The sequence below is a fragment of the Rhodococcus sp. GB-02 genome (genome assembly GCF_053470465.1).
On sequence record NZ_JBPUKE010000001.1, the window covers coordinates 360,870 to 383,895 of the forward strand.

A 23,026-nucleotide genomic window follows, 5' to 3' on the forward strand; every position below is an offset into this window, starting at 1 on the left:
AGGGTGATCTGAAGAGCCAGCTCCGTAACCGAATCGGTTTCCGGAGTTACACCGCCGAAACGGCGAGTCCCTACGCTGAGTTGAACCACTTGGTTCAACTCGATGTAAGGAGTCGCGGATGTTCTCTTCCGACTTGACGCAGGCAAGTGTTGTTCCCCGGCGCGTGGATACGGTGGCAGCGGTTCGGGCCGCGATCGCACTGGACGGCGCCGCGGTTTTCGGCGGGCTGCACACCGAGGGCGATGCGATTGCCTTTGCGTCGAAGTTGCTTGGTGAGAAGTACATTCGCGTCGGACGACAGTTCGAGGCGAGCGCAAAAAGTCAGGACGCCGAGGCCGCCGTCGTCGACACCCAACCGGTGGACGAACGCGGCAGGAAGCGCTCGTTCGGCATCTCCGGCGAGCGGATGACTGCCCACAACGACGGTTTTGCGTTCGGTGACTACGCGCCCGACTATCTTTTTCTGTGGTGCAAGCGCCCGGCGTACCCGAGTGGCGGTGACTCGTTCCTCATCGACGCGGTCAAGCTCACGCGGTTGCTCGCCTTCGATCCCGCAACCGCTGAATTGGCCGAATTCTGTTGGAGCACAGACATCGACCATTCGGAGCCGAACTTCCCGCAGAACTCCTTTGCGCCGATCGCCAGGACGGTCCCGAGTGGACGCAACCAGGTTCGGCATCACCCGTATCTCGCGCCGATCGCCGGTGAATCGGAAGTAGCGCAGTGGCCGCTGGTGAAGCAGTGGAGTGAGGCTGTGATTCACGTGCGCGACAGCGGTCCGATGTTCCGCGCCGAAGCCGGCGAGATGATCTGCATCGACAACTACCGGGTACTGCACGGCCGCGACGGATACACCGACCCCGGCCGTGAGCTGTACTCGATCTGGGGATGGTCGAGTGACGCCGTGGCAGTGCCGCAGCAGGCTCTCGACATCGTGCAACCAGACCTGGCGGCGCTCGCTATGTAATCGGCCTCGCCGCAGAATGCACGTTGGCAACAATCGATTCCGTCAGATGCCGGGCGGCACGGTCGACCACTGCGCGGTCGCCGCCACCGATCAGCGTCATCTGGAAACCGCGCCAGGCGGCAACGATCTCGTGTCCAAGAGTTTCGGCAAGCTCGGCGTCGACGCCGGTTTCGGCTATGGCGCGGGCAGTTTCGTCGGCCCATTCGTTGGCAACGCCCTCGAGGAGAGGGCGGTACTGCTCCGAGTCGAATGCGGCCACACCGAAGAGTTCGAAGAAGAGTCGATGGTAGGCAACAAGTTCGGGGTCGGCGAGGATGCCCCACGCGTCGTGTAGGCGGTCCGCGATGGGGATCTCGGAATCGCGGATCAGATCGAGGAGGTGGGTGATCCCGGGAAAGCGAAGCCCGGCGCGGCGCAGTGCCTCGAGGAGCAGTCCGGCCTTGCTTCCGAAGTAGTACAGAAGCATGCGATTGTTGGAGCCGAGTGCGCGGCTGAGCCCCCGAAGCGTTGCCGAGGAGACACCGAACTCGAGGACGTAGTCGGCGGCGAGGTCGAGAAGGCGGCCGCGCTCCGCGCGCTCTGAACCGCGCTCTGAAACTTCTGGACTACTCACCGCTCGACCCTACTTCTCGGGCGGCACCAATCCGTGGACAGCGAGCACGTCGAGGACGTCCTCTGGCGACGTACCGAGATCCCAGCGTCCGAAGATCAACAGCTTCTCCGTGTCGGTGGGCCGGTCGACGATGTCGATCTCGAGCATCGGGACGCGTCGACCCAGACGCGGGTAGCGGACAAGCCGCACGCGGTCGATCTGTTCGCGGGTGAACGTGTGCCGGGCGCGCAATCGCTGCACCGCGATCGACTTGGTTCCCGCGTCTTCGATCACCGCCAGGCGGGGACGCTGACGCAGGGCGAGTCCGCCCATCACGAACAGCCCGATCACCGCGAGGGCGAGCAGGAAGCGTCCGGCAGGCTCCGTGGGCGCGAGGATCGAGGCGATCGCGAGGGCAATTCCGCCGCCGAACATCGCGTAGACAACACCCATCGGAGTGGCCCAAGAGACGACCTCTGTGGCGTTGTCACGAGGCTGTGGATGAAATTCATCCTCGAGCATGTGGATAACTTCCTAGGTTGTCCACAGGAGTTATCCACAATGGGGATGAATGACACCCATGTAATTGAGAGACGGTCACGATCCGAGCCGAATCAGATAATCGCTGGTCAGCGCCATCTCATGGTCATTACAAGGCCCACAACCATGAAACCGAAGCCGACGAGGAAGTTATAGTTTCCCAAGTCGTTCATCCACGTGATCGAATCCGCGGCCAAGTAGTACACAATCAGCCACGCCAGGCCGACAAGCATGAATCCGAGCATCACGGAGACGTACAACGTGCTCGACGGACCCATCTTCACCTTCACCGGAGTGCGGTTTGCTGGGTTGACTGTGTAGTCGTTCTTCTTACGGACCTTCGACTTGGGCATGGCGTCCTCGCTCTACGGTGTGACCTGCATGTGTTACCTACACGCTAACGTAGCTGTGTCCAGTTGGTCACCGGCCGACCTGCACAATCCGGGAGGAGCCACGTGTCTTCGGGTGAATCTTCACGAACTGTTTGGCACATCGGTGTACTTGCCGTCTGCCTGGTAGCCGGTCTGATGGTCGCCACGGCGCAGAGATCCGCCGAGGAAAATCAGCTCCAGGTCACCGAAAGCACCAGGCTTTCCGATCTGGTCCGCAGCGCCCAGGCCAATGCCGAAAAAGTTTCGGCCGACCGGGACGAACTTGCCGCTCAGCTCGATTCGCTGCAGGAAGACGCCGCTCGGTCCGACGCCGGCGTGGCAGCGGCTCTCGGTGACATCAAGAACATCTCCGCAGATGCAGGACTGACGGAGATGACCGGCCCCGGCGTCGTGGTCACCATGACGGACGCCCCGCGCAACGCCGACGGCAAGTATCCGGTCGACGCCACCCCGGACGACCTCGTCGTGCATCAGCAGGACGTCCAGAGCGTCCTGAACGCACTGTGGGCCGGCGGGGCCGAAGCGGTGGGCATGCAGGACCAACGGATCATCAGTACGTCGGCGCCGCGGTGCATCGGAAACACCCTCCTTCTTCACGGCCGTACATACAGCCCGCCGTACGTGATGAGCGCGATCGGCGATGTTGCGCGCCTCGAGGCGGCACTCGCTGCCGAACCGGGCATTCGGATCTACAAGCAGTACGCGACCCGCTTCGGCCTCGGGTACACGCAGGCGACGCCGTCGCAGATCACGGTCCCCGCCTATACCGGCGGATAGCACGGGCGTTTACCCTGCTCTCATGAGGATTCTCGTCGTCGACAACTACGACAGCTTTGTGTTCAACCTGGTGCAGTACCTCGGCCAGCTCGGAACCGAAGCCGTGGTCTGGCGCAACGACGATCCACAACTGACGGCAGACCTCGAGGGTGCAGTAGCGCAGTTCGACGGCATTCTCCTGAGCCCTGGCCCCGGAACTCCGCAGCGCGCGGGAGCGACGATGGATCTGGTGAAGGTCTGCGCCGACACCAAGACCCCGCTGCTCGGCGTCTGCCTCGGACACCAGGCGATCGGTGCGGCTTTCGGCGGAACCGTCGACCGCGCTCCCGAACTGCTTCACGGCAAGACGAGTCTGGTTCACCACAAGGACGTCGGCGTCCTGGCCGGGCTGCCCGATCCGTTCACCGCTACCCGCTACCACTCGCTGACGGTTCTCGAGGACACCATTCCCGAGGAACTCGAGGTGACCGCACACACCGAGAGCGGCGTCGTGATGGCGATGCGTCACCGCGAACTGCCGATTCACGGCGTCCAGTTCCACCCCGAGTCCGTACTCACTCAGGGTGGGCACCGGATGCTCGCGAACTGGCTCGCAGTCTGCGGTGAGGCGCCCCCGGAAGGACTCGTTGCAGCCCTCGAGGCCGAGGTCGCGTCGGCGCTCGGTGGAGCCCTGCCCGCAATTCTCTGACACCTGTCCACAAAAAAGTGCCTCCCGGAAATCTCCGGGAGGCACTTTTATTCGCTCGCTCTAGCGGCCGGGGATTCCGAGCGCTCCGACGCTGACGGTGATGACCGCGTCCTTGGAGATCTCCGAGCCCGGAGGCTGCGTCTGCGAGACGATCTTGCCCACCATTTCCGGGGTGAGCGTCGTGCTCTGGTTCTGCACCAGCTGCGACGCGGTTCCCGCCCAACCGGCTGCGCGAAGCGTGGTCAACGCCTCGGACACCGTCTTGTTGGTCAGATCAGGCATCGCGACCTGGTTGCCGTTGGACACTCGCAGCGTCACGGTCGAACCCTTGGTGGCCGACGTGCCACCGGTCGGGTCGGTCGAAACGACCTGTCCCTTCGGCAGTCCCGAATCGATCTCCGTGATCTGGACGACGAACCCGGCACCTTCGATGTTGGGCCTCGCCACCTCTTCACGCTGACCGGTCACATCCGGGACACGAACCTGCTCCGGACCGGTGCCGACGGTGATCGAGACCGCGGAATCGAGAACAACCGACACTCCGACGGCCGGGTCCTGATTGACGATCTTGTCGACCTCGGCAATGGTCGACGCCGCCTTGCCGATTGTCGGATCGAGTCGGAGACCAACGGAGTTGAGCTTCTTCTCGGCGTCGTCCTGGCTCAGGCCGGTCAGGCGCGGGATCGCGACCTGCTCGGGTCCGGTGGACACGTCGATGGTGACGGTGCTGCCCTTCTCGATGCGCACCCCGGCAACCGGACGCGTCGTGATGACGTTTCCGGCGGCGATGACCTTGTCCGTCTTCTGCTGACGCTCCACCTGGAATCCGGCGTTGGTCAGCGTCGCCTCGGCGACGTCAGCGGGCTGGTTGGTGAGGTCACCCGGAACGGTCACCATCTCGACCTTCGGCGAGTTCACCCGAATGAGGAAGAACGTCACCAGTCCGATCACCAGAAGCGCCGCGATGCCCATCAGGGCGTAGCGTCCGCCCTTCTTCTTGGCAGGCGGCTCGGCAGCGCGAGTTGTCCGTGCAGGAACCGGCTCGACCGGATCAGGAGCAGTGCGGTAGTTCCCGGTGTCGGAGCCGACGGCGCCGAGGATGGTGGTGCGGTCCTCGTCGTTCATCACCATCGGCGCACTCGGACGCTGACCGCCCAGGACGCGTACCAAGTCGCTGCGCATGTCGCCGGCGCTCTGGTAGCGGTTGGCCGGGTTCTTGCTCATCGCCTTGAGAATGATCGAATCCAGCTCGCGCGGAATGTCGGGATTGATCTCCGACGGCGTCTGCGGATCTTCACGAACGTGCTGGTACGCCACGGCGACCGGTGAATCACCCTTGAACGGCGGCTCGCCCGTCAGAATCTCGAACAGCACACAACCGAGCGAGTAGACGTCCGAACGTGCGTCCACCTGCTCACCTCGCGCCTGTTCCGGCGAGAGGTACTGAGCGGTGCCGATCACGGCAGCCGTCTGCGTCATCGGGCTCGACGCGTCGGAGATCGCGCGGGCGATGCCGAAGTCCATCACCTTCACGGCACCGGCACGGTTGATCATGATGTTGGCGGGCTTGACGTCGCGGTGCACGATGCCGTTGCGGTGGCTGAAGTCCAAAGCGGCACAGACGTCCGCGATCACTTCCATCGCCTTGCGCGGAGACATCGGCCCGGTGCTGCGCACGATGTCACGCAACGTGTCGCCGTCGACGTACTCCATGACGATGTACGGCAGCGGCCCGGCGTCGGTCTCGGCTTCACCGGTGTCGTAGACGGCCACGATCGCCGGATGGTTCAGCGCGGCAGCGTTCTGCGCCTCACGACGGAACCGCAAGTAAAACGTGGGATCGCGCGCGAGGTCTGCACGCAGCACCTTGATCGCGACGTCGCGGCTGAGTCGGAGGTCGCGCGCCAGGTGAACCTCGGACATTCCGCCGAAGCCGAGAATCTCACCCAGCTCGTAGCGGGAGGAGAGATTGCGGGGTGTCGTCATTGGTCTTGTCCTAGCGGTTCTTCAGCGTCTCCGGGATCCGCCAACGGCTCAGTGGTCGTTGTGGTCGTCGTTGTCGTCGTGGTGGTGGTTGTGGTCGTCGGAGTGGTTGTTGTCGTGGTCGGCGTTGTTGTGGTGGTTGTCGGCTCGGTCGTGGTTGTCGTCGGCCGAGTCGTCGTGGTGGTCGGCTCGGTGGTCGTCGTCGTCGGCCGAGTTGTTGTCGTGGTGGGCTTGGTCGTCGTCGTGGTCGGCAACGTCGTGGACGTGACGACGGGCGGTGTCGGGTCGCTGGGACCGTCGGTCGCGATCCAGACTCCGCCGATGATCAACGCCAACAAGATCAATCCGCCGCCGGCCCATGCCACGGCCTTCTGCCCACTGGTCATTCCGCCGACCGCCGCGTCGTCCGCAGCAGCTGCGCCTGTCGCCGGACCCGCGTACGTCGGCGGCATGACCTGCGTGGCACCCGTAGCCGGCGACGCGCTGGCGGCACCGGTGGCGAGCAGACCGGGCGGCGGTGGACGCCTACCCGCCCGAACGGCTGCAACGGCGTCGGCGAACTCGCCGCCACTGGCGTAGCGTCCGGCCGGATCCTTGGTCAACGTGATGTCGATGAGCTCGCGGATGTTCGGCGGCAGGTCGGCCGGCATCGGCGCCGGGGTTTCCTGCACGTGCTTCATCGCGACGGTGAGCGCGCCGTCACCGGTGAACGGGCGTCGACCCGAAAGTGCTTCGTATCCGACGATTCCCAACGAGTACACGTCACTCGCCGCGGTCGCATCCTGACCGAGAGCCTGCTCGGGCGCGATGTACTGGGCGGTGCCCATCACCATTCCCGTACGCGTGACAGGGGAGTTCTCGACGGCCTTGGCGATGCCGAAGTCCGTGATCTTCACCTGGCCCGTCGGCGTGATGAGGATGTTGCCCGGCTTCACGTCGCGGTGCACGACACCGGCGTCGTGTGCGACCTGCAGGGCGCGGCCGGTCTGCTCGAGCATGTCGAGGGCATGCGGAACCGCGAGGCGACCGACGCGCGCCAGGACGGCGTTGAGCGGCTCGCCGTTGACGAGTTCCATCACCAGGTACGCCGTGGAATCGCCCGAGCTGTCGCGGGTCTCGCCGTAGTCGTAGATTCCGGCGATACCGGGATGGTTGAGCTGCGCGGTGGTGCGGGCCTCGAAGCGGAAGCGCTCCAAGAACTCCGGATCGGAAGAGAACTCGGACTTGAGTACCTTGACGGCGACGCGACGGTTGAGCCGGGAGTCGGTGGCTTCCCACACCTGACCCATCCCACCAGTGGCGATGAGACGGATCAATCGGTAACGATCGGCGATCAAAGCGCCGTTGTTCAACGCCACGGTTCAGCCCCCTTGGATTCCGGCTGCGATGACTGCACGACCGATCGGCGCAGCAACCGAGCCACCGGTAGCGGCAAGTCCGCGGTCACCACCGTTCTCGACTATGACGGCCACGGCGACCGTCGGATTCTGCGCCGGTGCAAAAGCGATGTACCAGGCGTGCGGCGGGGTTTCCCGCGGGTTCACGCCGTGCTCGGCGGTACCGGTCTTGGACGCGATCTGAACCCCGGGGATCTTGCCGTCGCCGCCGGTGAAGTTCTCCGAGCCGATCATCAGATCGGTCAGCGTTGCCGCCACTGCCGGCGAGATCGCCTGACCCATCGACACCGGTGACGGCGTACTGAGATCGGTCAGATCGGGTGCCTGCAACTGGGAGATCAGGTTGGGCTGCATCCGCACACCACCGTTTGCGACGGTAGCGGCGATCACTGCATTCTCGAGCGGGGTCACCGCGACGTCGCGCTGGCCGATGCTGGTCTGGCCGAGAGCCGCGTCGTCGGAGATGTCGCCGACGGTGCTGTCCGCAACCGGGAGCGGGATCGCGGGAGTGTTGGGTCCGATGCCGAAAGCGCTGGCTTCATCCTTGATGGCGTCGGCGCCGTCCTTGATGCCCAGTTCGACGAAAGCCGTGTTGCACGAGCGCGCAAACGCTTCACGCAACGACGCCGTCGGGTTGGGGCCGCACGTGCTGCCGTTGTAGTTCTCGAGGGTCGTGCTCGTGCCGGGCAGCGTGATCTGCGGAGCCGCGGTCAGCTGGTCGTCCGGGGTCGCACCGTTGCCAAGAGCTGCGGCCGTGGTGAGCACCTTGAACGTCGAGCCGGGCGGGTAGGTCTGCGAGATCGCACGGTTGACCAGCGGATCGTTGGGATCGGCATTGAGCTCGTCCCACGCCTGCGTGGTTTCGGCGCCGTCGTGACTGGCAAGCAGGTTCGGGTCGTAGCTCGGCGTGCTGACCATCGTCAGAATGCGTCCGGTGCTCGGCTCGATGGCGACGACGGAACCGGTGTAACCCTTGCTGGTCAACTGGTCGTACGCCACCTGCTGCATGGCCGGATTGAGCGTCGTGACCACGTTGCCGCCGCGCGGATCGCGTCCGGAGACCAGATCGAAGAAGCGCTGACTGAACAACCGGTTGTCCGAGCCGTTGAGAATCGGATCCTCGGTGCGCTCGAGGCCGGCGCTGCCGTACTGCATCGAGTAGAAGCCCGTGACCGGTGCGTACGGGTACGGATTCGGATACTGGCGCAGGTACTTGTACCGGTCGTCGGTGGCCTGGGAGGCCGCTAGTACCTGTCCGGCCGCCGAGATCTGACCTCGCTGGCGTGAGTACTCGTCGAGCAGCACCCGCGAGTTGCGCGGGTCGGCTCGCAGGTCGTCAGCCTTGATGACCTGTACGTACGTGGCGTTGGCGAGGAGCGCGACGACCATCACCATGACGGCCATCGCGACGCGGCGCAGTGGAGTGTTCATACGCGCGGCATCATCTCGGTATTGGCGTCAGCGATTGGGGGCGGACCTTTCTTCTTCGTCACTACCGGCGCACGAGCCGCGTCCGAGATCCGGACGAGGATGGCCAGCAGTAGGTAGTTCGCGAGCAGCGACGAGCCGCCGTACGACATGAACGGTGTTGTCAGACCCGTCAGCGGGATCAGCTTGGTGACGCCGCCGACGACGACAAAAATCTGGATCGCGATGGTGAACGACAGACCGGCGGCCAGCAGTTTGCCGAAGCTGTCGCGCACTGCCAATGCCGTACGCAGGCCGCGCACGATGAGAAGCAGGAACAGCATCAGCACAGCGGCCAGGCCGATCAGACCGAGCTCTTCGCCGATGGTCGCGATGATGAAGTCCGTCTTCGCGAACGGCACCTGGTTGGGTCGGCCACTGCCCAGACCTGTTCCGGCGATACCACCGGTGGCCAGGCCGAACAGTGACTGCGAGATTTGATAGCCGGTATTGGCGTAGTCGCCGAGCGGGTCCAGCCAGGTGTCGACGCGAACGCGTACGTGTCCGAACATCTTGTAGGCGAAGAAGAATCCGATGGCCAGCAGTCCGCCGCCGATCACCAGCCAGCCCACACGCTCGGTCGCGATGTAGAGCATCACCAGCACGGTGCTGAAGAGCAGCAGCGACGTACCGAGGTCGGTTTCGAAGACGAGAACGCCTACCGAGACGATCCAGGCGAGCAGAATCGGACCGAGATCGCGGGCACGCGGAAAGTCCATGCCCAGGAAGTGTTTACCGGCCGAGGTGAACAGGTCGCGCTTGGCGACGAGCACGGACGCGAAGAAGATGATGAGCAGGATCTTTGCGAACTCACCTGGCTGAATGCTGAATCCGGGCAGACGAATCCAGATCTTCGCGCCGTTCACGCTCGAGAACTTCGCCGGCAGGATCGCGGGAATCGCCAAGAACACCAGACCTGCGAGGCCGAGGGTGTAGCTGAACCGCGCCATCAGGCGGTAGTCCTTCAAGAACACCAGCAGCAGCACGAAACCGGTGATCGCCAGTGCAGTCCACATGACCTGCTGGTTCGCATCCGGTGACGGTGCCTCGACGCCGTTGTAGAGCGCTGTCTGTTCGTCGGCGAGGTCGAGTCGGTGGATGAGCACCAACCCCAGGCCGTTGAGCAGGGCGACGATCGGCAGCAACAGCGGATCGGCGTACGGCGCATACCGCCGAATTGCCAAGTGCGCGATCAGGAACAAGCCCGTGTACGCGAGCGCGTACTTGGCCAGATCGAGAGTGATCTTCTGTTCCTGGCTCGCCTCGACGAGCAGAAGCGAGACCGTCGTGATGATGACGGCAAAGCCCAGGAGCAGCAGCTCCATGTTTCGACGGGTCGACTGGACCGGCGCCGGGGCAAAACCTCCAGGCGGACTCGGAAAGGCCGTCCCCGCAGCTGCGTTGGACGACATCAGTTGACCGTCCTGCAAGTCTGACCGGGCACTTCGGTCGGCGTAGGTGTAGTCGTGGGTGCCGCCGTCGTCGGCGCAGCAGGCTCCGCGGGCGGTGCGGGGGGCGGCGTGGTCTCCGGTGCCGGCGGGGGAGTGGGCGCGGCCGTCGTTGTCGGAACCGGCTCACAACGAGGAAGCAGATCGCCGCCGATGAGACGGATCATCTGGCTCTGCGCATCTTCACGCTTGCCGGACGGCAGCCCGGCGCGCACCTGCTCCTGCGCCGACGGCTGCAGATCCGTCACCTCGAGGATGTTGCAGTTGCTGGGAATCGCGTCGGGGGAGACGAGGGTCAGGACGTCGTCGTCGCCGACGCAACCCACCAGATCCGCGTCTTGCAGCGAGTAGCCGAGCACCGAACCGGGGATGCCGCGCAGCACCGTCACGCGGCCGTTGTCTTCGCCGACGTAGTAGTTGTTGCGGATGACGGCGCGGCCGATCACGGCGCCGACGCCGACCAGCGCGATCAGCACCACAGCGAGGACCACCCACCACAACCGGTTCCGCTTCTTCTTCGGTTCCGGTTCGGGTTGGGAGACAACTCGCTTGGGCGTCGCGCGCGGCGGACGCATGGCAGCGGCGCGGCCGGCAGCGGTGTTGGGGGGAGGGGAGTCCTCTTCCTCTTCCGTCGACGCGGCACCCGCGACGATGGGATGCGACTGGCCGTAGTCGAGGTCGATGACATCGGCGACGACGACGGTGACGTTGTCGGGACCGCCGCTGCGCAGCGCCAATTCGATGAGACGGTCGGCGCACTGCTCCTGCGAGCCTTCGCGCATCGTGTTCTCGATGGTCTCGTCGCTGACCACGTCGGAGAGGCCGTCGGAGCAGAGCAGGTAACGATCGCCGGCGCGGGCTTCGCGCACGGTGAGCGTCGGCTCGATCTCGTTGCCGGTCAACGCCCGCATGATCAGGGATCGCTGCGGGTGCGTGTGTGCCTGTTCGGCGGTGATCCTGCCCTCGTCGACCAGCGACTGAACGAACGTGTCGTCGCGGGTGATCTGCGTCAGGTGGTCGTCGCGCAGCAGGTAGGCGCGCGAGTCGCCGATGTGCACGAGGCCGAGCTTGCTGCCGGAGAAGAGGATTGCGGTGAGCGTGGTGCCCATGCCGTCGAGTTCGGGCTCTTCCTCGACGTGATCGGCGATGGAATCGTTGCCCTCGCGGGTGGCTGCCTCGAGCTTGCCGAGCAGATCCTCGCCGGGCTCGTCGTCGTCGAGATGCGCCAGAGCGGCAATCATCAACTGCGACGCGACCTCACCGGCCGCGTGGCCGCCCATACCGTCGGCCAAAGCCAGCAGACGGGCACCGGCGTACACGGAATCTTCGTTGTTGGAGCGCACGAGACCGCGGTCGCTGCGCGCCGCGTAGCGGAGAACAAGGGTCACGGGCGTAGCTCGATTACCGTCTTGCCGACGCGAACCGGGGTGCCCAGCGGGACGCGCACCGCAGTGGTGACCTTGGCGCGGTCCAGATAGGTGCCGTTGGTCGAACCGAGATCCTCGACGTACCAGTCGGCGCCGCGCTGCGAGAGCCGTGCATGGCGCGTCGACGCGTAATCGTCGGTGAGAACGAGCGTCGAATCGTCGGCGCGACCGATCATGACCGGCTGTGAACCCAGGGTGATGCGGGTGCCGGCGAGGGCGCCCTGCGTGACCACCAGGTACCGAGGCACCTTCGCCTTGCCCAGCGAGGGCAGGACCTTTCCGGCGCGGGTGTACCGCGGCGGAACCCTGACCCCGGAGCCGGCATAGATGTCGGAGCGGAGAGTGCGGAGGACTGCCCAGACGAACAGCCACAGTAGGAGCAGGAAGCCCGCCCGTGTGAGTTGCAGAATCAGGCCCTGCACGGCTGTCCACCTCCTTCTATGGCTCGAGCCCCGCCGCAGCGGGGTTCGAGCATTGTCGACTGGCAGCATCATAGGGGGCTCTGGGCCCCGAAGATCACGATACTGACAGCCGCGTGACGGCGGCGCGCCGACGGACCGCCGAATGTTCGATTGTTATCGGAAAAATCCTGGCGTCCGTTTCTCAGCTCAGAGAATGCGAACCAGAATCTCCGAGTGACCTGCGCGAATAATGTCGCCGTCCGCCAGCTGCCAGTCCTGCACCGGTGCTCCGTTGACGGTGGTGCCGTTCGTGGATCCCAGATCGGACAGCATCGCGGTGCGGCCGTCCCAACGGATGTCGATGTGGCGACGTGAGACGCCGGTGTCCGGGAGGCGGAACTGAGCTTCCTGGCCGCGGCCGATGACATTGCTGCCGTCGCGAAGCTGGAAGTGGCGTCCGCTGCCGTCCTCGAGCTGCAGGGTTGCCGTCAGGCTCTGGGCCGTCGGTGCGTAACCGCCCTGCGGCTGGGCGTAGCCCTGCTGCGGGTAGGCCTGGGTCTGCTCGAAGTTGCCGCCCTGCTCGTAGCCGGCCTGCTCGTACGGCTGCTGTGTGTACGCCTGCTGGTCGTAGCCGCCCTGCTGGTAGCTCTGCTGGTCGTAGCCCGGCTGATCGTAGGACTGGCCGTTGTACGGCTGCTGCTGGTAGCCCTGCTGGTCGTAACCGCCGCCCTGCTGGTAGCCCTGTTGGTCGTACCCACCCTGGTACGCCTGCTGGCCGTAGCCCTGCTGGTCGTACGGCTGCTGCTGGTAACCCTGCTGGTCGTAGCCGCCGCCCTGCTGGTCATAGCCCTGCTGGTCGTAACCGGCCTGCTCGTACGGCTGCTGCTGGTTCGGGTACGCCTGCTGGTCGTAGCCACCCTGCTGCTGGTTGTAGCCCTGCTGGTCGTCGCCCGTGCGGTAACCGTCGCCGCGGTCGTAACCGTTCTGGTACGGCGCTTCCTGGCCCTGTGGAGCGGCGTAGCCGCCGTCGTCGTGGGAGTACCCGTTCCGTGCCGGCTGCTGCGGTTCGGGCTGGCGACCCGCCGGTTCGCGGCTTGGTTCGTAGCCTGAGTTCTGCGTCATGGGGCCGGCTCCTGGTTGTGACGGGACTGGATTGGAAACAGGGGGAACAATCGGTGCGGGTCGCTGAGGCGGCCGTTGTGGAGGCCGCGACGAAACCTGCGGAACATGCGACGGCGGCGATGCCTGCTCGGCGTCACCATCCGGGTCGACGGTTCCGCGGGTGCGGAACTGACCGGTGTGGAGCGTAGGCGAAGGCTCGAAAGTGACCGAGATGTCGCCGTACGTCTGCCAACCCTGATCGCGGATGAAATCCTGCAGGTGTCGGCTGAAAGCTTTGGTCGTCAGTTCGCGGTCTGCTGCCAATTCTTCGTGATCGGAGTTGTTGATGGTGATCACGTAGTTGTTGGGGGCGAGAAGAATTCCGCCGCCGAGGTGCTCGACGCGGTCACGTGCCTCCTGCTGGAGCGCCGCCTCTACTTCCTGCGGCACAACACCACCACCGAAGACCCGCGCGAATGCGTCGCCGACAGCTCCTTGGAGCTTTCGTTCGAATCGCTGCACGATGCCCATCGGGCCCTCCTCTCGCCTCGCATCTACGACGGCAAAATGCTCGGCAAGTAGCGCCGGCACCGCCTTGTCGCGTGTCGTCCAAACTGCTGTACAGGTTCCACGGTACTGTCAAATGTCGCTTCGGCAGTACCTGGCCGCTGTTTCAGCATGGTATCGGTTCTGGGCTTTCGGGTGCTCGGTGTTCATCGATTCGTGCCCTGATCTGCACGAATAGAACTTTCAAAGTTTGTCGTGATAATGTTTCGGCGTTGCTCGGGCGAGTGGCGGAATGGCAGACGCGCTGGCTTCAGGTGCCAGTGTCCTTCGGGACGTGGGGGTTCAAGTCCCCCTTCGCCCACCACAAGACGAGGCCACGAACTCACAAGAGTTGGTGGCCTCGTTTTTTGTTGTCGGCTATCTGGCCGCAGCCTGAATGAAGCTCAGAACGAAGTCCAATGCGGTGCCCCCAAACGGGTTGCCGACTGGTTGAGTGGCCGCGGCGGGCGCAGTGATCTGAGGGTTCATCATCCCTGGCGGCAGTGTGCCGGGTGGGAGATTGATGACGGCGTTGATGTCGTAGATGGTGTTGTCGGGACCGTTGGTCACCGAGAACGAGATACTGCCGAAGTCGACGACTGGACTATCGGCTGATGCAGTACCAACTGCACTGCCGAAGGTGATCGCGGCAGCGAGCGCGCCGACACCGAGGGCCGCGGTGGTCCGGGACAAACGAGTAGGCGTTTCGAGTCCATTCACAGATGTGCTCCCTTTCGTGGTGACAGCATCCGTGCGCGGGATGCCAAGCAGCCAGGAGATTGCAACCACTATCGAGGAAGATAACGGACATTCCCGCCATGGCGGGGTGGTTCGGCACGAAGTGCTTCGTCGTTCCCAACAGCCAGAGACTTGGGAGTTGCCCGGGTGACTGCCCAGGAGATTCTTGTCGTCTTGGTTGAACGTCGGTTGGCCGACGAAACTCTCAGTAACCGGGTGAAACGTGACGTTCTCGCTCGACGCTGACCCTTCGTATTTACGTATATCCGTAGATGCGGACATACGCGAAAGCTAATGGAGCCCCACCGGGAGGCAACCCGGCGAGGCTCCAGACCGGGACCTCTGGAAGGAAAAACCTGATCATGACCGACTTTTAGCCTCCGGGCAGCTCGTATTCAGCTAGGCGCTTTGCTCGCCGCACTCGCACTCGCGATTGTCATTGTGCTCGGCGGAGAACCCGAAACATTTATCAATCGTTCTTGGTCTCAACAGGTCAACGCATCGCCAACATTACGGTGATACCCGAAAGAGTCACGCCGGTCGGTTAGTGTTGACGGTGGAACACTATGCGGAGGTTGCTGTGAGAATTTGGAACTGGTTGATGCTCAAAATTTCTTCAATCGGCGGGTCGCCGAGGTTTCGGAAGGTAGTCGATAGCCCGATTTGGGCGGGCAGCGAAGGTAACCGATAGCCCGATTTGGGCGGGCAGCAACGACAACAAGCTCTGACTGGGCAGGCGCCAGATTCTCCAGTTTGCTATTTGCTTTAGATGGCGCCGAGCACCTGCTCTTCTTTTCGCCGTGGACTCTCCCAGTCAAGCACTCGACGAGGTCGATCGTTGAGCTTGGCTGCGATCGCATCCAGTCCATCTTGGTTGAAAGTGCGCAGGTCAGCGTTCTTGCGCAGATACTGACGCAGCAGCCCATTCGTATTTTCGTTCGTCCCGCGTTGCCACGGATGATGCGGAGCGCAGAAGTAGACGGGCATGTCGAGAGCTGCGGTGATGCGCTCGTGCTCGGCCATTTCCCTTCCTCGGTCCCAGGTCAGCGACCTACGCAGATGGGCAGGTAGCGAGCCCAGGCAGGTGATTAGCGCGTCCGCGACCGTCTCAGCTCGGTAGCCGTCCGGCAATGCCACCACACGGGTAACGCGTGATTGCCGATCCACCAATGTCGCCACCGCTGACGGCCGGATGCCGAACACGAGATCGCCTTCCAAATGGCCGGGCTCGCTACGATCGTTTGCCGCAGCTCCTCGAAGATCGATGGAGACCATATTTCGTATCCGCCCACGACCGTGGGAGCGTTTCTTTCCCCTCGGTCGACGAATCGGCCGATCGGTGCGGAGTTCGTGAAATGCAGTGCTGTCGAATACTTTCCGTGACGGTATGTAGAGGCAACGGTAGATCGTCTCGTGCGAGACCCACATCTGCGGATCGTCCGGGTGCTCGCGTCGGAGCCAGACTGAGATCTGCTGAGGCGACCACTGCTCGTGAAGCTTCGCGGTGACGGTTTCCCGCAGAATCGGCCGCATAGACAGCGTCGGTAATTTAGGCCGGCGCGCGCGGACGTACGCCGCTGCATCCGCCTCGACCGCCCGGTAGGCAACACGGCCACCGTTGCGGGCAATCTCGCGTGCAATCGTGGACGGGGATCTTCCCAGTTTCTCGGCGATGGTCCGAGCGCTGTCGCCGGCGGCGATTCCTCGCGAGACCTCTTCTCGTTCGCCGGCGGTGATGTGGCCGCGTCTTCGTGCTCGTGGGACCGGTCGGATACCGCCGGACTCACGTAGGAAACGACGAATTCGGGGCATCGTTACTCCGAGGATCCGCTCGATTTCTCCTAGTGATTCTCCGCGGCGGTGGAGATCCCAGATCAGGTTCTCCTGCTCCACAGTGAATCCCAATGCCTTGCTGCCCACCCACGCCTCCACGGCCACGCATCATCTCACCAGTAGTGATGCGTTGACCTGTTGAGAGCAAGTTCGTTTCTCGGACATGAAACGGACGGCGATGATCAGACAAAGCGACCAGCCAGAGGAGTTTTGCAAAAACCCGTCCCATTGCATTTGTCCCGAAACGTCGCCTGTCGGTGAGTTCTGCAACACTGTGCCTTGTGGGCGACTTTTTGGGCTACGCCAGGGTTTCAACAACCACCGTTGTCGCGGCATTGGTGTGTGTGATTCGGGGCGTGTCCTGATTCGCGTGACTCGGACGAGTCCGGGATGATCACTCCTGCAAGATCGGCAAGCAGGACCCACCGCCAGGCAACGCAGCCTGTAGGTCGTCTGTCATTCGATCGTTTTAGACCACCTATCGTGTGACCGAGCGGTCCGGTGGTCGTAATTCACGCCGGGCCGAGCAACCACTAGGCGCTTGCGGATACCCTCGCTCCGTGCCTGCTTCTTTTACCTGGATGGGACTTCTATCCCTCGTCGTAGCAATAACCTCGCTCGCCGTTACGCTCGCTATCTTCGCGCTAGGTCGGCGCTTGTCCTTTCGACAGCAGCGCGAGCGCGCGCGCGAACTCGAAAACGACGCATGGAAGATACTCGGACCGATTCGCACCCAAGGCATAAATAGCAAAGTCATCGTGATGAATGTTGCGCGCTACCAGCGTGGATACGACGGTAGCAACGCAATGACTTGGCGGGGTCATGCCTTCACCGGACCGGAACTAATCGAGATTGTTCACAGCGGTGTAGTAGTCATCGAAACAGCAATTGCGAGCTACTACGACGGTGGCCGTCGGACGCTAACCGAAACCAACGATCCAGCCCCAGCTGTTTTGAAGTGCGGTCACATTCCCTGGGATTGGATCGAGCACATCGAACCATCAGGTGATGAGTTCGACGGGTCTCCAATCTTCTTCGTCCGCCACCGAGCTAGCGGGAGAAATCCATACGACCACAGCACATTTCGAGAGAGTATTCCCGTCCCATTCGGGCCGAACGAACGTGACTACTACCGGCCGATTCCTGAGCTAGGGACGCGGAGGCCCCGCGCCCTCCACGATTGGTGGACATTCATTCAGGATCTTCGAACGAGTCGATCGATGGAGGAGTCATCTTCCTTGCATCAGCATCGGCGCGCTGGTAGCCGCTCCTAGTCCCGTTCCCGGATGTGATCACGTTCCACCAGTGCTCGCCAACCATGTGTCGATGACTCGTTTCAATATCTCGGGCCGAAGGCGTTTGGTCTTTTCGATCGCAACGACGCGGTCCTTGACCTTCGCAACCCACTCGGACGGAAAGTTGTACGGCAAGCGTTCGCTGGTCCGAGGAACCCGCACCGGGGTCTTGCGTAGTTCACTGGCCGGGAAGGAATCAATCAGCGACAACATCTGGCGGGGGGTCGGCGCTAGAGGCTTCCCAGCGATTCCCCAGTTCAGAACCTTATTCCCAGCACTTTCATCGCACAGTCCGTCCTTGTGGGCGAAGTCGTGCCGGATCTGACACAACTCGTAGAAGAACTCCGACTGCACATCGTTCTTGCGCCACGGTTCGCCATCGTTATCGACTCCATGAGCAGTTGCTAATCGCTCCCGATACACGTCCTCCCACAGCGCGGCCACAGTGCCGAACCACTGGCCATATGCCATGCGATACAGCGGCGGAGGAGTGCCGCCGCTGAACATCTCCGCAAACATGGCGGCTTCATTACCTGGAGTCATGATGGAAGGGGGAGCAGTCATCAAGCTAGATAGCATCGACATAGGAACTGTGCCAGCGGCATTCGTGTCGACGAGCTTCATCGTTGACACGGACAGATGGTCACCGGGGGCCTTGCCGTCGTCTTTGGAGTCGCGCCACCCAACCACCCTGGTCGACAGTGAGTGACACGCGGTCAGCGTGAGAAGCAGAGCTACCCGATAGCTTTCAGCGAACTCGTCGATCACCTCGTCGACCGACTGAACTCGTAAGGCTGGATCGGTATCCAATGTTACCGCTACCAATTCCGCTGCATCGCGCAACTCGCCTAGTACATCTCGCAGTTCGCCATTGGACTTCGGGAGTTCGGGATTTCCGAGAGCATCAAATTTGCGGAGCGCAGCCTCGAGCGGCGCAACTGCTACAGCTAGCTCTCCTTCGGGTGTGTCGCCGTCCAGTGCTTCAACCTGGTCTCCGAAAACCCCTTGCAGAGTTCCAACGATGCTGGACATGTGGATGACTGCGTCCCTGTCCACAGGTAGGCCGCCGCCTGTCAGCAGTCCATCCGTCGTCATGTGAACGGAGCGGGCATTCGCGAGCCACCGCTCGCGGCGATCATGTAGTGCCATTCGTACAGAATAGGGAAGCGACTCATTCTGCATAGTTATGCACTGCTGGGTGTCGTCTCTCCTTCGATCGTTTCTCAGCCACGAAAAAACGCCGACTCAGCCTCAGAGACAACTTCGCCCACCATTCGCCCGTGCGCTCCCTGGTGATCCTGATCTTCGCCGTGAACGGACCCAAGCCCGAGTTTGTGCTCCGGGACGGCGCCAACAACGACATCGAGATTGTCCGGAACGGCATAGTTTTGCGGTACTTCGGGTCGTCTCTCATTCGTTCGTTTTCGATCGTGGGTCGATCACGATTCGTCCGCTTGGTCGCTCTCTAGGTTCGAAGACTGAGAGGGAGACTCTGTCCTGGCATCGGGGATGACACGCTTGCCGAGTCCCGTGACCATGCTCGGATCGATGGTGACGCTTTTGCCCAGCCCAGAGACCATGCTCGGATCGATGGTGACGCTTTTGCCCAGCCCAGAGACCATGCTCGGATCGATGGTGACGCTTTTGCCCAGCCCAGAGACCATGCTCGGATCGATGGTGACGCTTTTGCCCAGCCCAGAAACAAGATCAGGATTAATGGTGACGCTTTTGCCCAGCCCAGAAACAAGATCAGGATTAATGGTGACGCTTTTGCCCAGCCCAGAAACAAGATCAGGATTAATGGTGAAACTCTTGCCCAGCCCAGAAACAAGATCAGGATTAATGGTGAAACTCTTACCCAGCCCAGAAACAAGATCAGGATTAATGGTGAAACTCTTACCCAACCCAGAAACGACGGCTGATTCATTGAGACGACGTTCAGCACGGGCGGTCCTTCGCTCTGCTCGTTCTTGAGCTTCGTCACCAGGCAGAGCGATAGCAGACACGATTGACAGAGCTGTGGGTGTCCCATCCGCCTCTACGGTCACAACCCCCGAGATATTGAGCGTCTTCGTGAACTCATTCGTGGTCGCTGACTCGATGGTAGAAATATCGACTTCGATCGGAACGATGAATTTGGCAGTCCACCTTTTCTCGCCACGGCCAGCTGCTTCGTGAAATGACCAGCCGTCGAGTTGAGCTGCGGCACCGATAATGTGAGCACGAATTACGCTGTCGGACATCCCTGTCTGGTCGGGGTCCAGGGGGAAACCGACCAACGTGCGACTCAGCGACTCTGAGAGAATTGACATGCTGAGCATTTCGCTCCGCGCTGCAAGCTCAGCGGAATCGATCGGCTCCCACTCGCTAGCAAAATGCTGCTCAAGTGCGAAAAGATCGGTAGAGTAACGGACTCTCCCTGTGAGCCCACGCTCGGTGAGTTCCTGGAGGAGCCCTACCGTGAAACGGTCGTTTCTGCTCGATTGCGTAGCTTTGTGGCCGAAGTCTTTATGGTTTTCACTCAGGAACCACACGACATCGTCCGGGTTGCTTTCTGCGACATCTAACACAGTCAGCCAAATCAGAGTGTCTCGATAATTTTCCTTGGAAGATTTCGGAAGGTACGGTGCTACCGATTCAGATGCGCGACGTGCAATCTCAATATGGGGCACATCCGGGACCGGGACAATATCAAATCCAAGCGTGCTCAAACGTAACCGAAGATCGTTCTCGTAACTCGCGATCTTCGCGCTCACTGCGGAAGTGACCGCCTCGAGCTCGTTTGCGATACCGCAGGCATTGATGCGGAATCCTGAAACTTTGCCCAACTCCTCCTCCCAAGTCCTTCGAACTACGTTGACCGTCTCCATTACGACGACTTCGGGAACTACAACCTTGATTCGACGCTCGACGGCGTGGTCCGAGAAAGATTGGAGGGCCTCAGCTTGAAGAAAGGGCGTATTGCACAGGATGTTGGAATCAAGCACAACGATATTCTGCTTCTCAGTCACGGGACCAATTGTGGCCTTCCGCACCGACATGACGTCAACCAGCCCCCCGATCGGACGACAATCCATTCAAGTTCCGACCACCTAGGATCGTGTAGAGCTCGGACTTGGCCTACCAAGTCTGCCGTGTCGACTTAGCGGTCACGCTCGCGTCGTGCATTCTCGGCGTGAATCGCAGCGGCCCGCTCTTCCGAATCGATGCGCATCGGGTACCCACGCCGAGACCATTAATAAGGTTCGCGGGGAAGGACCACGGTTTCCCGGTGGATCCCTTAGTCCGACATTCGATCGATATTCGGCATCTGGTCAGCCGTGGCGATTGCGCAGGTGGGGTGTGTCGAAAACCCGCGTCGACAATCAACGTCGAATCGCTGCGGGCGTCCGGGTTTCCGACGAGATTGAAGGGATCGAACGCCGTTGATTGCAGATCGGTTCGCATGTCAGCGCACAGGTGGTGTGCAGAGATGGACAGACACGGTTGGTGAGCGGTCATCCTCCACCTGAATATTCGAGTGGCCATGGTGACGGAGGGCGGCTCAAACTTCTTGATCCGATTCGATCATTGTGAAGGTGCGAAATTTCGTATCCATCTGGACCGCGGCGAAGCCATTACTCGGCGGCAGACACGGCAGGGTTGAACCGAGCTGAGAACCTGGGAAGCGCATCGGGGATCAGGAGTTCGCTCCGTACAAACCTTGATGTCGATGGCATCGCGAGTTTCCAATTCGTCGATGTGGGCCAATGCCAGTAGTTTCTCGCCAGCGGTCGCTACGCCGGGCTCGATCTGAAGCGACGCAGCCAGCGCGCAAACAGGGTCAGTTCAACCTCTTGTTCAGAGGCGCGGCCGGAACCCAGGCGCACTTGAGTTACGGCCCGTATTTGTGTTTCGGGCGTGTCCGACAGAAGTTCTCCGTTTTCCTTGGATAGCGACGATTGGTTCACGTATGTCCGAAATGTCGTCCCCATCGGGGACGCTCAACCCCGAGACTTCAGCGCCGCCCGCGCAGCATTGAACCCACCCATCCCGTGGACCCCGCCGCCCGGGGGCGTCGCGGACGAGCAGAGGTAGACGCCCTCAACCCCAGTGGCATAGGGGTCGAGCCCGAATCGGGGGCGCGCGATGATCTGCCGCGCAGTGTTCGCCCCCGCGGAGATGTCGCCGCCCACGTAGTTGGGGTTGTACGCCTGCATCTGCGGCACATTGCGCACGTGGATGCCCACGATCCGGTCCCGGAATCCCGGCGCAAACCGCTCGATCTGACGCGTGATCGCGTCGGTCGCGTCACCCGGATAGCCGTGCGGCACATGCGCATACGCCCACACGGGATGGATGTCTCCCACAGATCGGGAGGGGTCGGCCAAGAATTGCTGGCCCAACAGAATGAAAGGCTTGTCCGGCATCTGACCCCGCACGGTCTGACGTTCGGCGGCAGCAGTTTGCGAAATCGTCCCGGACAGATGCAGGGTGCCGGCCTTGCGGGCGTGCGGATTCGTCCACGGCACGACGCTTCCGTCGGAATCACCACGCACGGCGTAGTCGACCTTGTACGCGGCGGTGCCGTAGCGGAATTTGCGGTAGGCCCGGGCAATGCGGTCGGGCTGCCGACCGTCGAGCAGACGACCGGCCGCATCGGGAGCGATGTCGAGCATCACGATGTCGTAGTCGGCGATCTGGGAGTGGTTGGTAACCCAGTTTCCGGTTTCGATGGTGCCACCGAGGCTGCGCAGGATCGAGGCGAGCGCCTCCGCAATTGATCCTGAACCACCTTGCGCCACAGGCCAACCGTGAGCATGGGCTCCAGCAGTGAGCATCGAGCCGACAGCACTGGAGAGTGGAAGGGTCAGCGTCCCGAACATGTGCGCCGCGACGCCACCGAACAGTGCCCGGGCTTGTGGGGTCTTGAACATCCGAGCGAAACCCGTCGCGGGAAGCAGAGCGCCCGTCCCGAAACGGGCGAGCATCAGCGGGTGCTTCGGAACGTGCACGATCGGCTGGAAGACGTCCTGCACCAACTCGTCGAAGTTCTCGGAGAGGTATTCGAAGACGTCGAGCCACCTCTTACCGTCGACACCCAATCCCTCAGCGGTCCGGTTGATATCGCGCCACAGAACCCCGGCGGTGCCGTCGTCGAGTGGGTGGACCAGATCGATCTCGGGCCACAGCCACGTCAGGCCGTGCTTGGCGAGCCCGAATTCGCGGTCGAGTGCCTTGAAGTAGGGAGACGCCAAGGCCGTGGGATGGAAGGCGGAGCAATCGTCGTGGACGAGTCCGTCGACTATGTATTCGCTGCTGCGGGTGCCGCCGCCGATCTTGTCCGCACCCTCGATGACATGGACGTCGATTCCTGCGCGGGCGAGTTCGATCGCCGCTGCGAGGCCGTTGGGGCCACTGCCCACCACTACTGCTGTTGTCATTTGCTCTTCGC

General features: G+C 62.4%; 19 protein-coding genes and 1 tRNA gene. 5 read left to right on the plus strand and 15 right to left on the minus strand.

Annotated features, from left to right (window positions below; all coding sequences use genetic code 11):
• Window positions 1–118: 118 nt before the first annotated feature.
• Window positions 119–967, plus strand: coding sequence for a TauD/TfdA family dioxygenase (locus ACSW29_RS01765; RefSeq protein ID WP_448276223.1), 849 nt, complete (start codon window positions 119–121; stop codon window positions 965–967).
• On the opposite strand, the gene ACSW29_RS01770 is transcribed toward ACSW29_RS01765, so the two are convergent.
• The 3 genes from ACSW29_RS01770 to crgA form a co-directional block, all read right to left on the minus strand.
• Window positions 960–1,580 carry a TetR/AcrR family transcriptional regulator gene (locus ACSW29_RS01770; protein ID WP_448276224.1) on the minus strand — a complete coding sequence of 207 codons (621 nt, stop codon included), beginning with the start codon at window positions 1,578–1,580 and terminating at the stop codon, window positions 960–962. The genes ACSW29_RS01765 and ACSW29_RS01770 overlap by 8 nt on opposite strands.
• A 9-nt stretch (window positions 1,581–1,589) precedes the next feature.
• Window positions 1,590–2,081 carry a PH domain-containing protein gene (locus ACSW29_RS01775; protein ID WP_448276225.1) on the minus strand — a complete coding sequence of 164 codons (492 nt, stop codon included), beginning with the start codon at window positions 2,079–2,081 and terminating at the stop codon, window positions 1,590–1,592.
• Between the two features lie 107 nt (window positions 2,082–2,188).
• Window positions 2,189–2,452 carry a cell division protein CrgA gene (gene crgA, locus ACSW29_RS01780; RefSeq protein WP_003942576.1) on the minus strand — a complete coding sequence of 88 codons (264 nt, stop codon included), beginning with the start codon at window positions 2,450–2,452 and terminating at the stop codon, window positions 2,189–2,191.
• Between the two features lie 102 nt (window positions 2,453–2,554).
• On the opposite strand from crgA, the gene ACSW29_RS01785 reads away from it, so the two are divergent.
• Window positions 2,555–3,268 carry a DUF881 domain-containing protein gene (locus ACSW29_RS01785; protein WP_020967993.1) on the plus strand — a complete coding sequence of 238 codons (714 nt, stop codon included), beginning with the start codon at window positions 2,555–2,557 and terminating at the stop codon, window positions 3,266–3,268.
• A gap of 22 nt (window positions 3,269–3,290) precedes the next feature.
• Window positions 3,291–3,956 (plus strand): aminodeoxychorismate/anthranilate synthase component II, encoded by a 666-nt coding sequence (locus tag ACSW29_RS01790; RefSeq protein WP_003942537.1) that lies wholly within the window; start codon window positions 3,291–3,293, stop codon window positions 3,954–3,956.
• A 60-nt stretch (window positions 3,957–4,016) separates the two neighbouring features.
• On the opposite strand, the gene pknB is transcribed toward ACSW29_RS01790, so the two are convergent.
• The 7 genes from pknB to ACSW29_RS01825 all read right to left on the minus strand — a co-directional run bounded on the left by pknB (window position 4,017) and on the right by ACSW29_RS01825 (window position 13,711).
• Window positions 4,017–5,942: a Stk1 family PASTA domain-containing Ser/Thr kinase gene (gene pknB / locus ACSW29_RS01795; RefSeq protein WP_448276226.1), complete on the minus strand. Its 1,926-nt coding sequence runs from the start codon at window positions 5,940–5,942 to the stop codon at window positions 4,017–4,019.
• Complete coding sequence (locus ACSW29_RS01800) at window positions 5,939–7,297, minus strand: protein kinase domain-containing protein (RefSeq protein ID WP_448276227.1); 1,359 nt, start codon at window positions 7,295–7,297, stop codon at window positions 5,939–5,941. Before ACSW29_RS01800 ends, pknB begins: the two co-directional genes overlap by 4 nt.
• A gap of 3 nt (window positions 7,298–7,300) precedes the next feature.
• Window positions 7,301–8,767 (minus strand): peptidoglycan D,D-transpeptidase FtsI family protein, encoded by a 1,467-nt coding sequence (locus tag ACSW29_RS01805; protein WP_317827127.1) that lies wholly within the window; start codon window positions 8,765–8,767, stop codon window positions 7,301–7,303.
• Complete coding sequence (locus tag ACSW29_RS01810; RefSeq protein ID WP_007735775.1) at window positions 8,764–10,215, minus strand: FtsW/RodA/SpoVE family cell cycle protein; 1,452 nt, start codon at window positions 10,213–10,215, stop codon at window positions 8,764–8,766. Before ACSW29_RS01810 ends, ACSW29_RS01805 begins: the two co-directional genes overlap by 4 nt.
• Window positions 10,215–11,639, minus strand: coding sequence for a PP2C family protein-serine/threonine phosphatase (locus ACSW29_RS01815; RefSeq protein ID WP_317827128.1), 1,425 nt, complete (start codon window positions 11,637–11,639; stop codon window positions 10,215–10,217). Before ACSW29_RS01815 ends, ACSW29_RS01810 begins: the two co-directional genes overlap by 1 nt.
• Entirely contained in the window at window positions 11,636–12,100 is a 465-nt protein-coding gene (locus ACSW29_RS01820) for an FHA domain-containing protein FhaB/FipA (RefSeq protein WP_003943418.1), read from the minus strand. The genes ACSW29_RS01815 and ACSW29_RS01820 overlap by 4 nt, the downstream gene beginning before the upstream one ends.
• 186 nt (window positions 12,101–12,286) lie before the next feature.
• Window positions 12,287–13,711 (minus strand): FhaA domain-containing protein, encoded by a 1,425-nt coding sequence (locus tag ACSW29_RS01825; RefSeq protein ID WP_448276228.1) that lies wholly within the window; start codon window positions 13,709–13,711, stop codon window positions 12,287–12,289.
• 254 nt (window positions 13,712–13,965) lie between these two features.
• Here ACSW29_RS01825 and ACSW29_RS01830 point away from each other — a divergent pair.
• Window positions 13,966–14,051 (plus strand) — tRNA-Leu (locus ACSW29_RS01830).
• Window positions 14,052–14,104: 53 nt separating this feature from the next.
• On the opposite strand, the gene ACSW29_RS01835 is transcribed toward ACSW29_RS01830, so the two are convergent.
• The 3 genes from ACSW29_RS01835 to ACSW29_RS01845 all read right to left on the minus strand — a co-directional run bounded on the left by ACSW29_RS01835 (window position 14,105) and on the right by ACSW29_RS01845 (window position 18,741).
• Window positions 14,105–14,446, minus strand: coding sequence for a hypothetical protein (locus ACSW29_RS01835; RefSeq protein ID WP_448276229.1), 342 nt, complete (start codon window positions 14,444–14,446; stop codon window positions 14,105–14,107).
• Between the two features lie 783 nt (window positions 14,447–15,229).
• Window positions 15,230–16,384 (minus strand): IS30 family transposase, encoded by a 1,155-nt coding sequence (locus tag ACSW29_RS01840; protein WP_448276230.1) that lies wholly within the window; start codon window positions 16,382–16,384, stop codon window positions 15,230–15,232.
• A 1,205-nt stretch (window positions 16,385–17,589) separates the two neighbouring features.
• On the minus strand, window positions 17,590–18,741 hold the full coding sequence (locus ACSW29_RS01845) for a hypothetical protein (RefSeq protein WP_133728228.1): 1,152 nt from the start codon (window positions 18,739–18,741) through the stop codon (window positions 17,590–17,592).
• Window positions 18,742–18,872: 131 nt separating this feature from the next.
• Between ACSW29_RS01845 and ACSW29_RS01850 the strand changes: the two genes are divergently transcribed.
• Window positions 18,873–19,061: a hypothetical protein gene (locus tag ACSW29_RS01850; protein ID WP_448276231.1), complete on the plus strand. Its 189-nt coding sequence runs from the start codon at window positions 18,873–18,875 to the stop codon at window positions 19,059–19,061.
• Here ACSW29_RS01850 and ACSW29_RS01855 read toward each other — a convergent pair.
• Together ACSW29_RS01855 and ACSW29_RS01860 are read right to left on the minus strand one after the other, a co-directional pair.
• Window positions 19,032–20,603, minus strand: a complete 1,572-nt coding sequence (locus tag ACSW29_RS01855; RefSeq protein ID WP_448276232.1) for a PIN domain-containing protein — start codon at window positions 20,601–20,603, stop codon at window positions 19,032–19,034. The two genes, ACSW29_RS01850 and ACSW29_RS01855, sit on opposite strands and share 30 nt — an antisense overlap.
• Before the next feature lie 972 nt (window positions 20,604–21,575).
• Window positions 21,576–23,015, minus strand: coding sequence for a phytoene desaturase family protein (locus ACSW29_RS01860; protein ID WP_448276234.1), 1,440 nt, complete (start codon window positions 23,013–23,015; stop codon window positions 21,576–21,578).
• Between the last annotated feature and the right edge of the window lie 11 nt (window positions 23,016–23,026).

What these genes read in the sequence shown, in the direction of transcription:
- pknB (WP_448276226.1), bottom strand. Translation starts at nt 5,942, where the DNA reads ATGACGACACCCCGCAATCTCTCCTCCCGCTACGAGCTGGGTGAGATT.
- ACSW29_RS01765 (WP_448276223.1), top strand. Translation starts at nt 119, where the DNA reads ATGTTCTCTTCCGACTTGACGCAGGCAAGTGTTGTTCCCCGGCGCGTG.
- crgA (WP_003942576.1), bottom strand. Translation starts at nt 2,452, where the DNA reads ATGCCCAAGTCGAAGGTCCGTAAGAAGAACGACTACACAGTCAACCCA.
- ACSW29_RS01825 (WP_448276228.1), bottom strand. Translation starts at nt 13,711, where the DNA reads ATGGGCATCGTGCAGCGATTCGAACGAAAGCTCCAAGGAGCTGTCGGC.
- ACSW29_RS01860 (WP_448276234.1), bottom strand. Translation starts at nt 23,015, where the DNA reads ATGACAACAGCAGTAGTGGTGGGCAGTGGCCCCAACGGCCTCGCAGCG.
- ACSW29_RS01810 (WP_007735775.1), bottom strand. Translation starts at nt 10,215, where the DNA reads ATGTCGTCCAACGCAGCTGCGGGGACGGCCTTTCCGAGTCCGCCTGGA.
- ACSW29_RS01775 (WP_448276225.1), bottom strand. Translation starts at nt 2,081, where the DNA reads ATGCTCGAGGATGAATTTCATCCACAGCCTCGTGACAACGCCACAGAG.
- ACSW29_RS01845 (WP_133728228.1), bottom strand. Translation starts at nt 18,741, where the DNA reads ATGGCACTACATGATCGCCGCGAGCGGTGGCTCGCGAATGCCCGCTCC.
- ACSW29_RS01805 (WP_317827127.1), bottom strand. Translation starts at nt 8,767, where the DNA reads ATGAACACTCCACTGCGCCGCGTCGCGATGGCCGTCATGGTGATGGTC.
- ACSW29_RS01790 (WP_003942537.1), top strand. Translation starts at nt 3,291, where the DNA reads ATGAGGATTCTCGTCGTCGACAACTACGACAGCTTTGTGTTCAACCTG.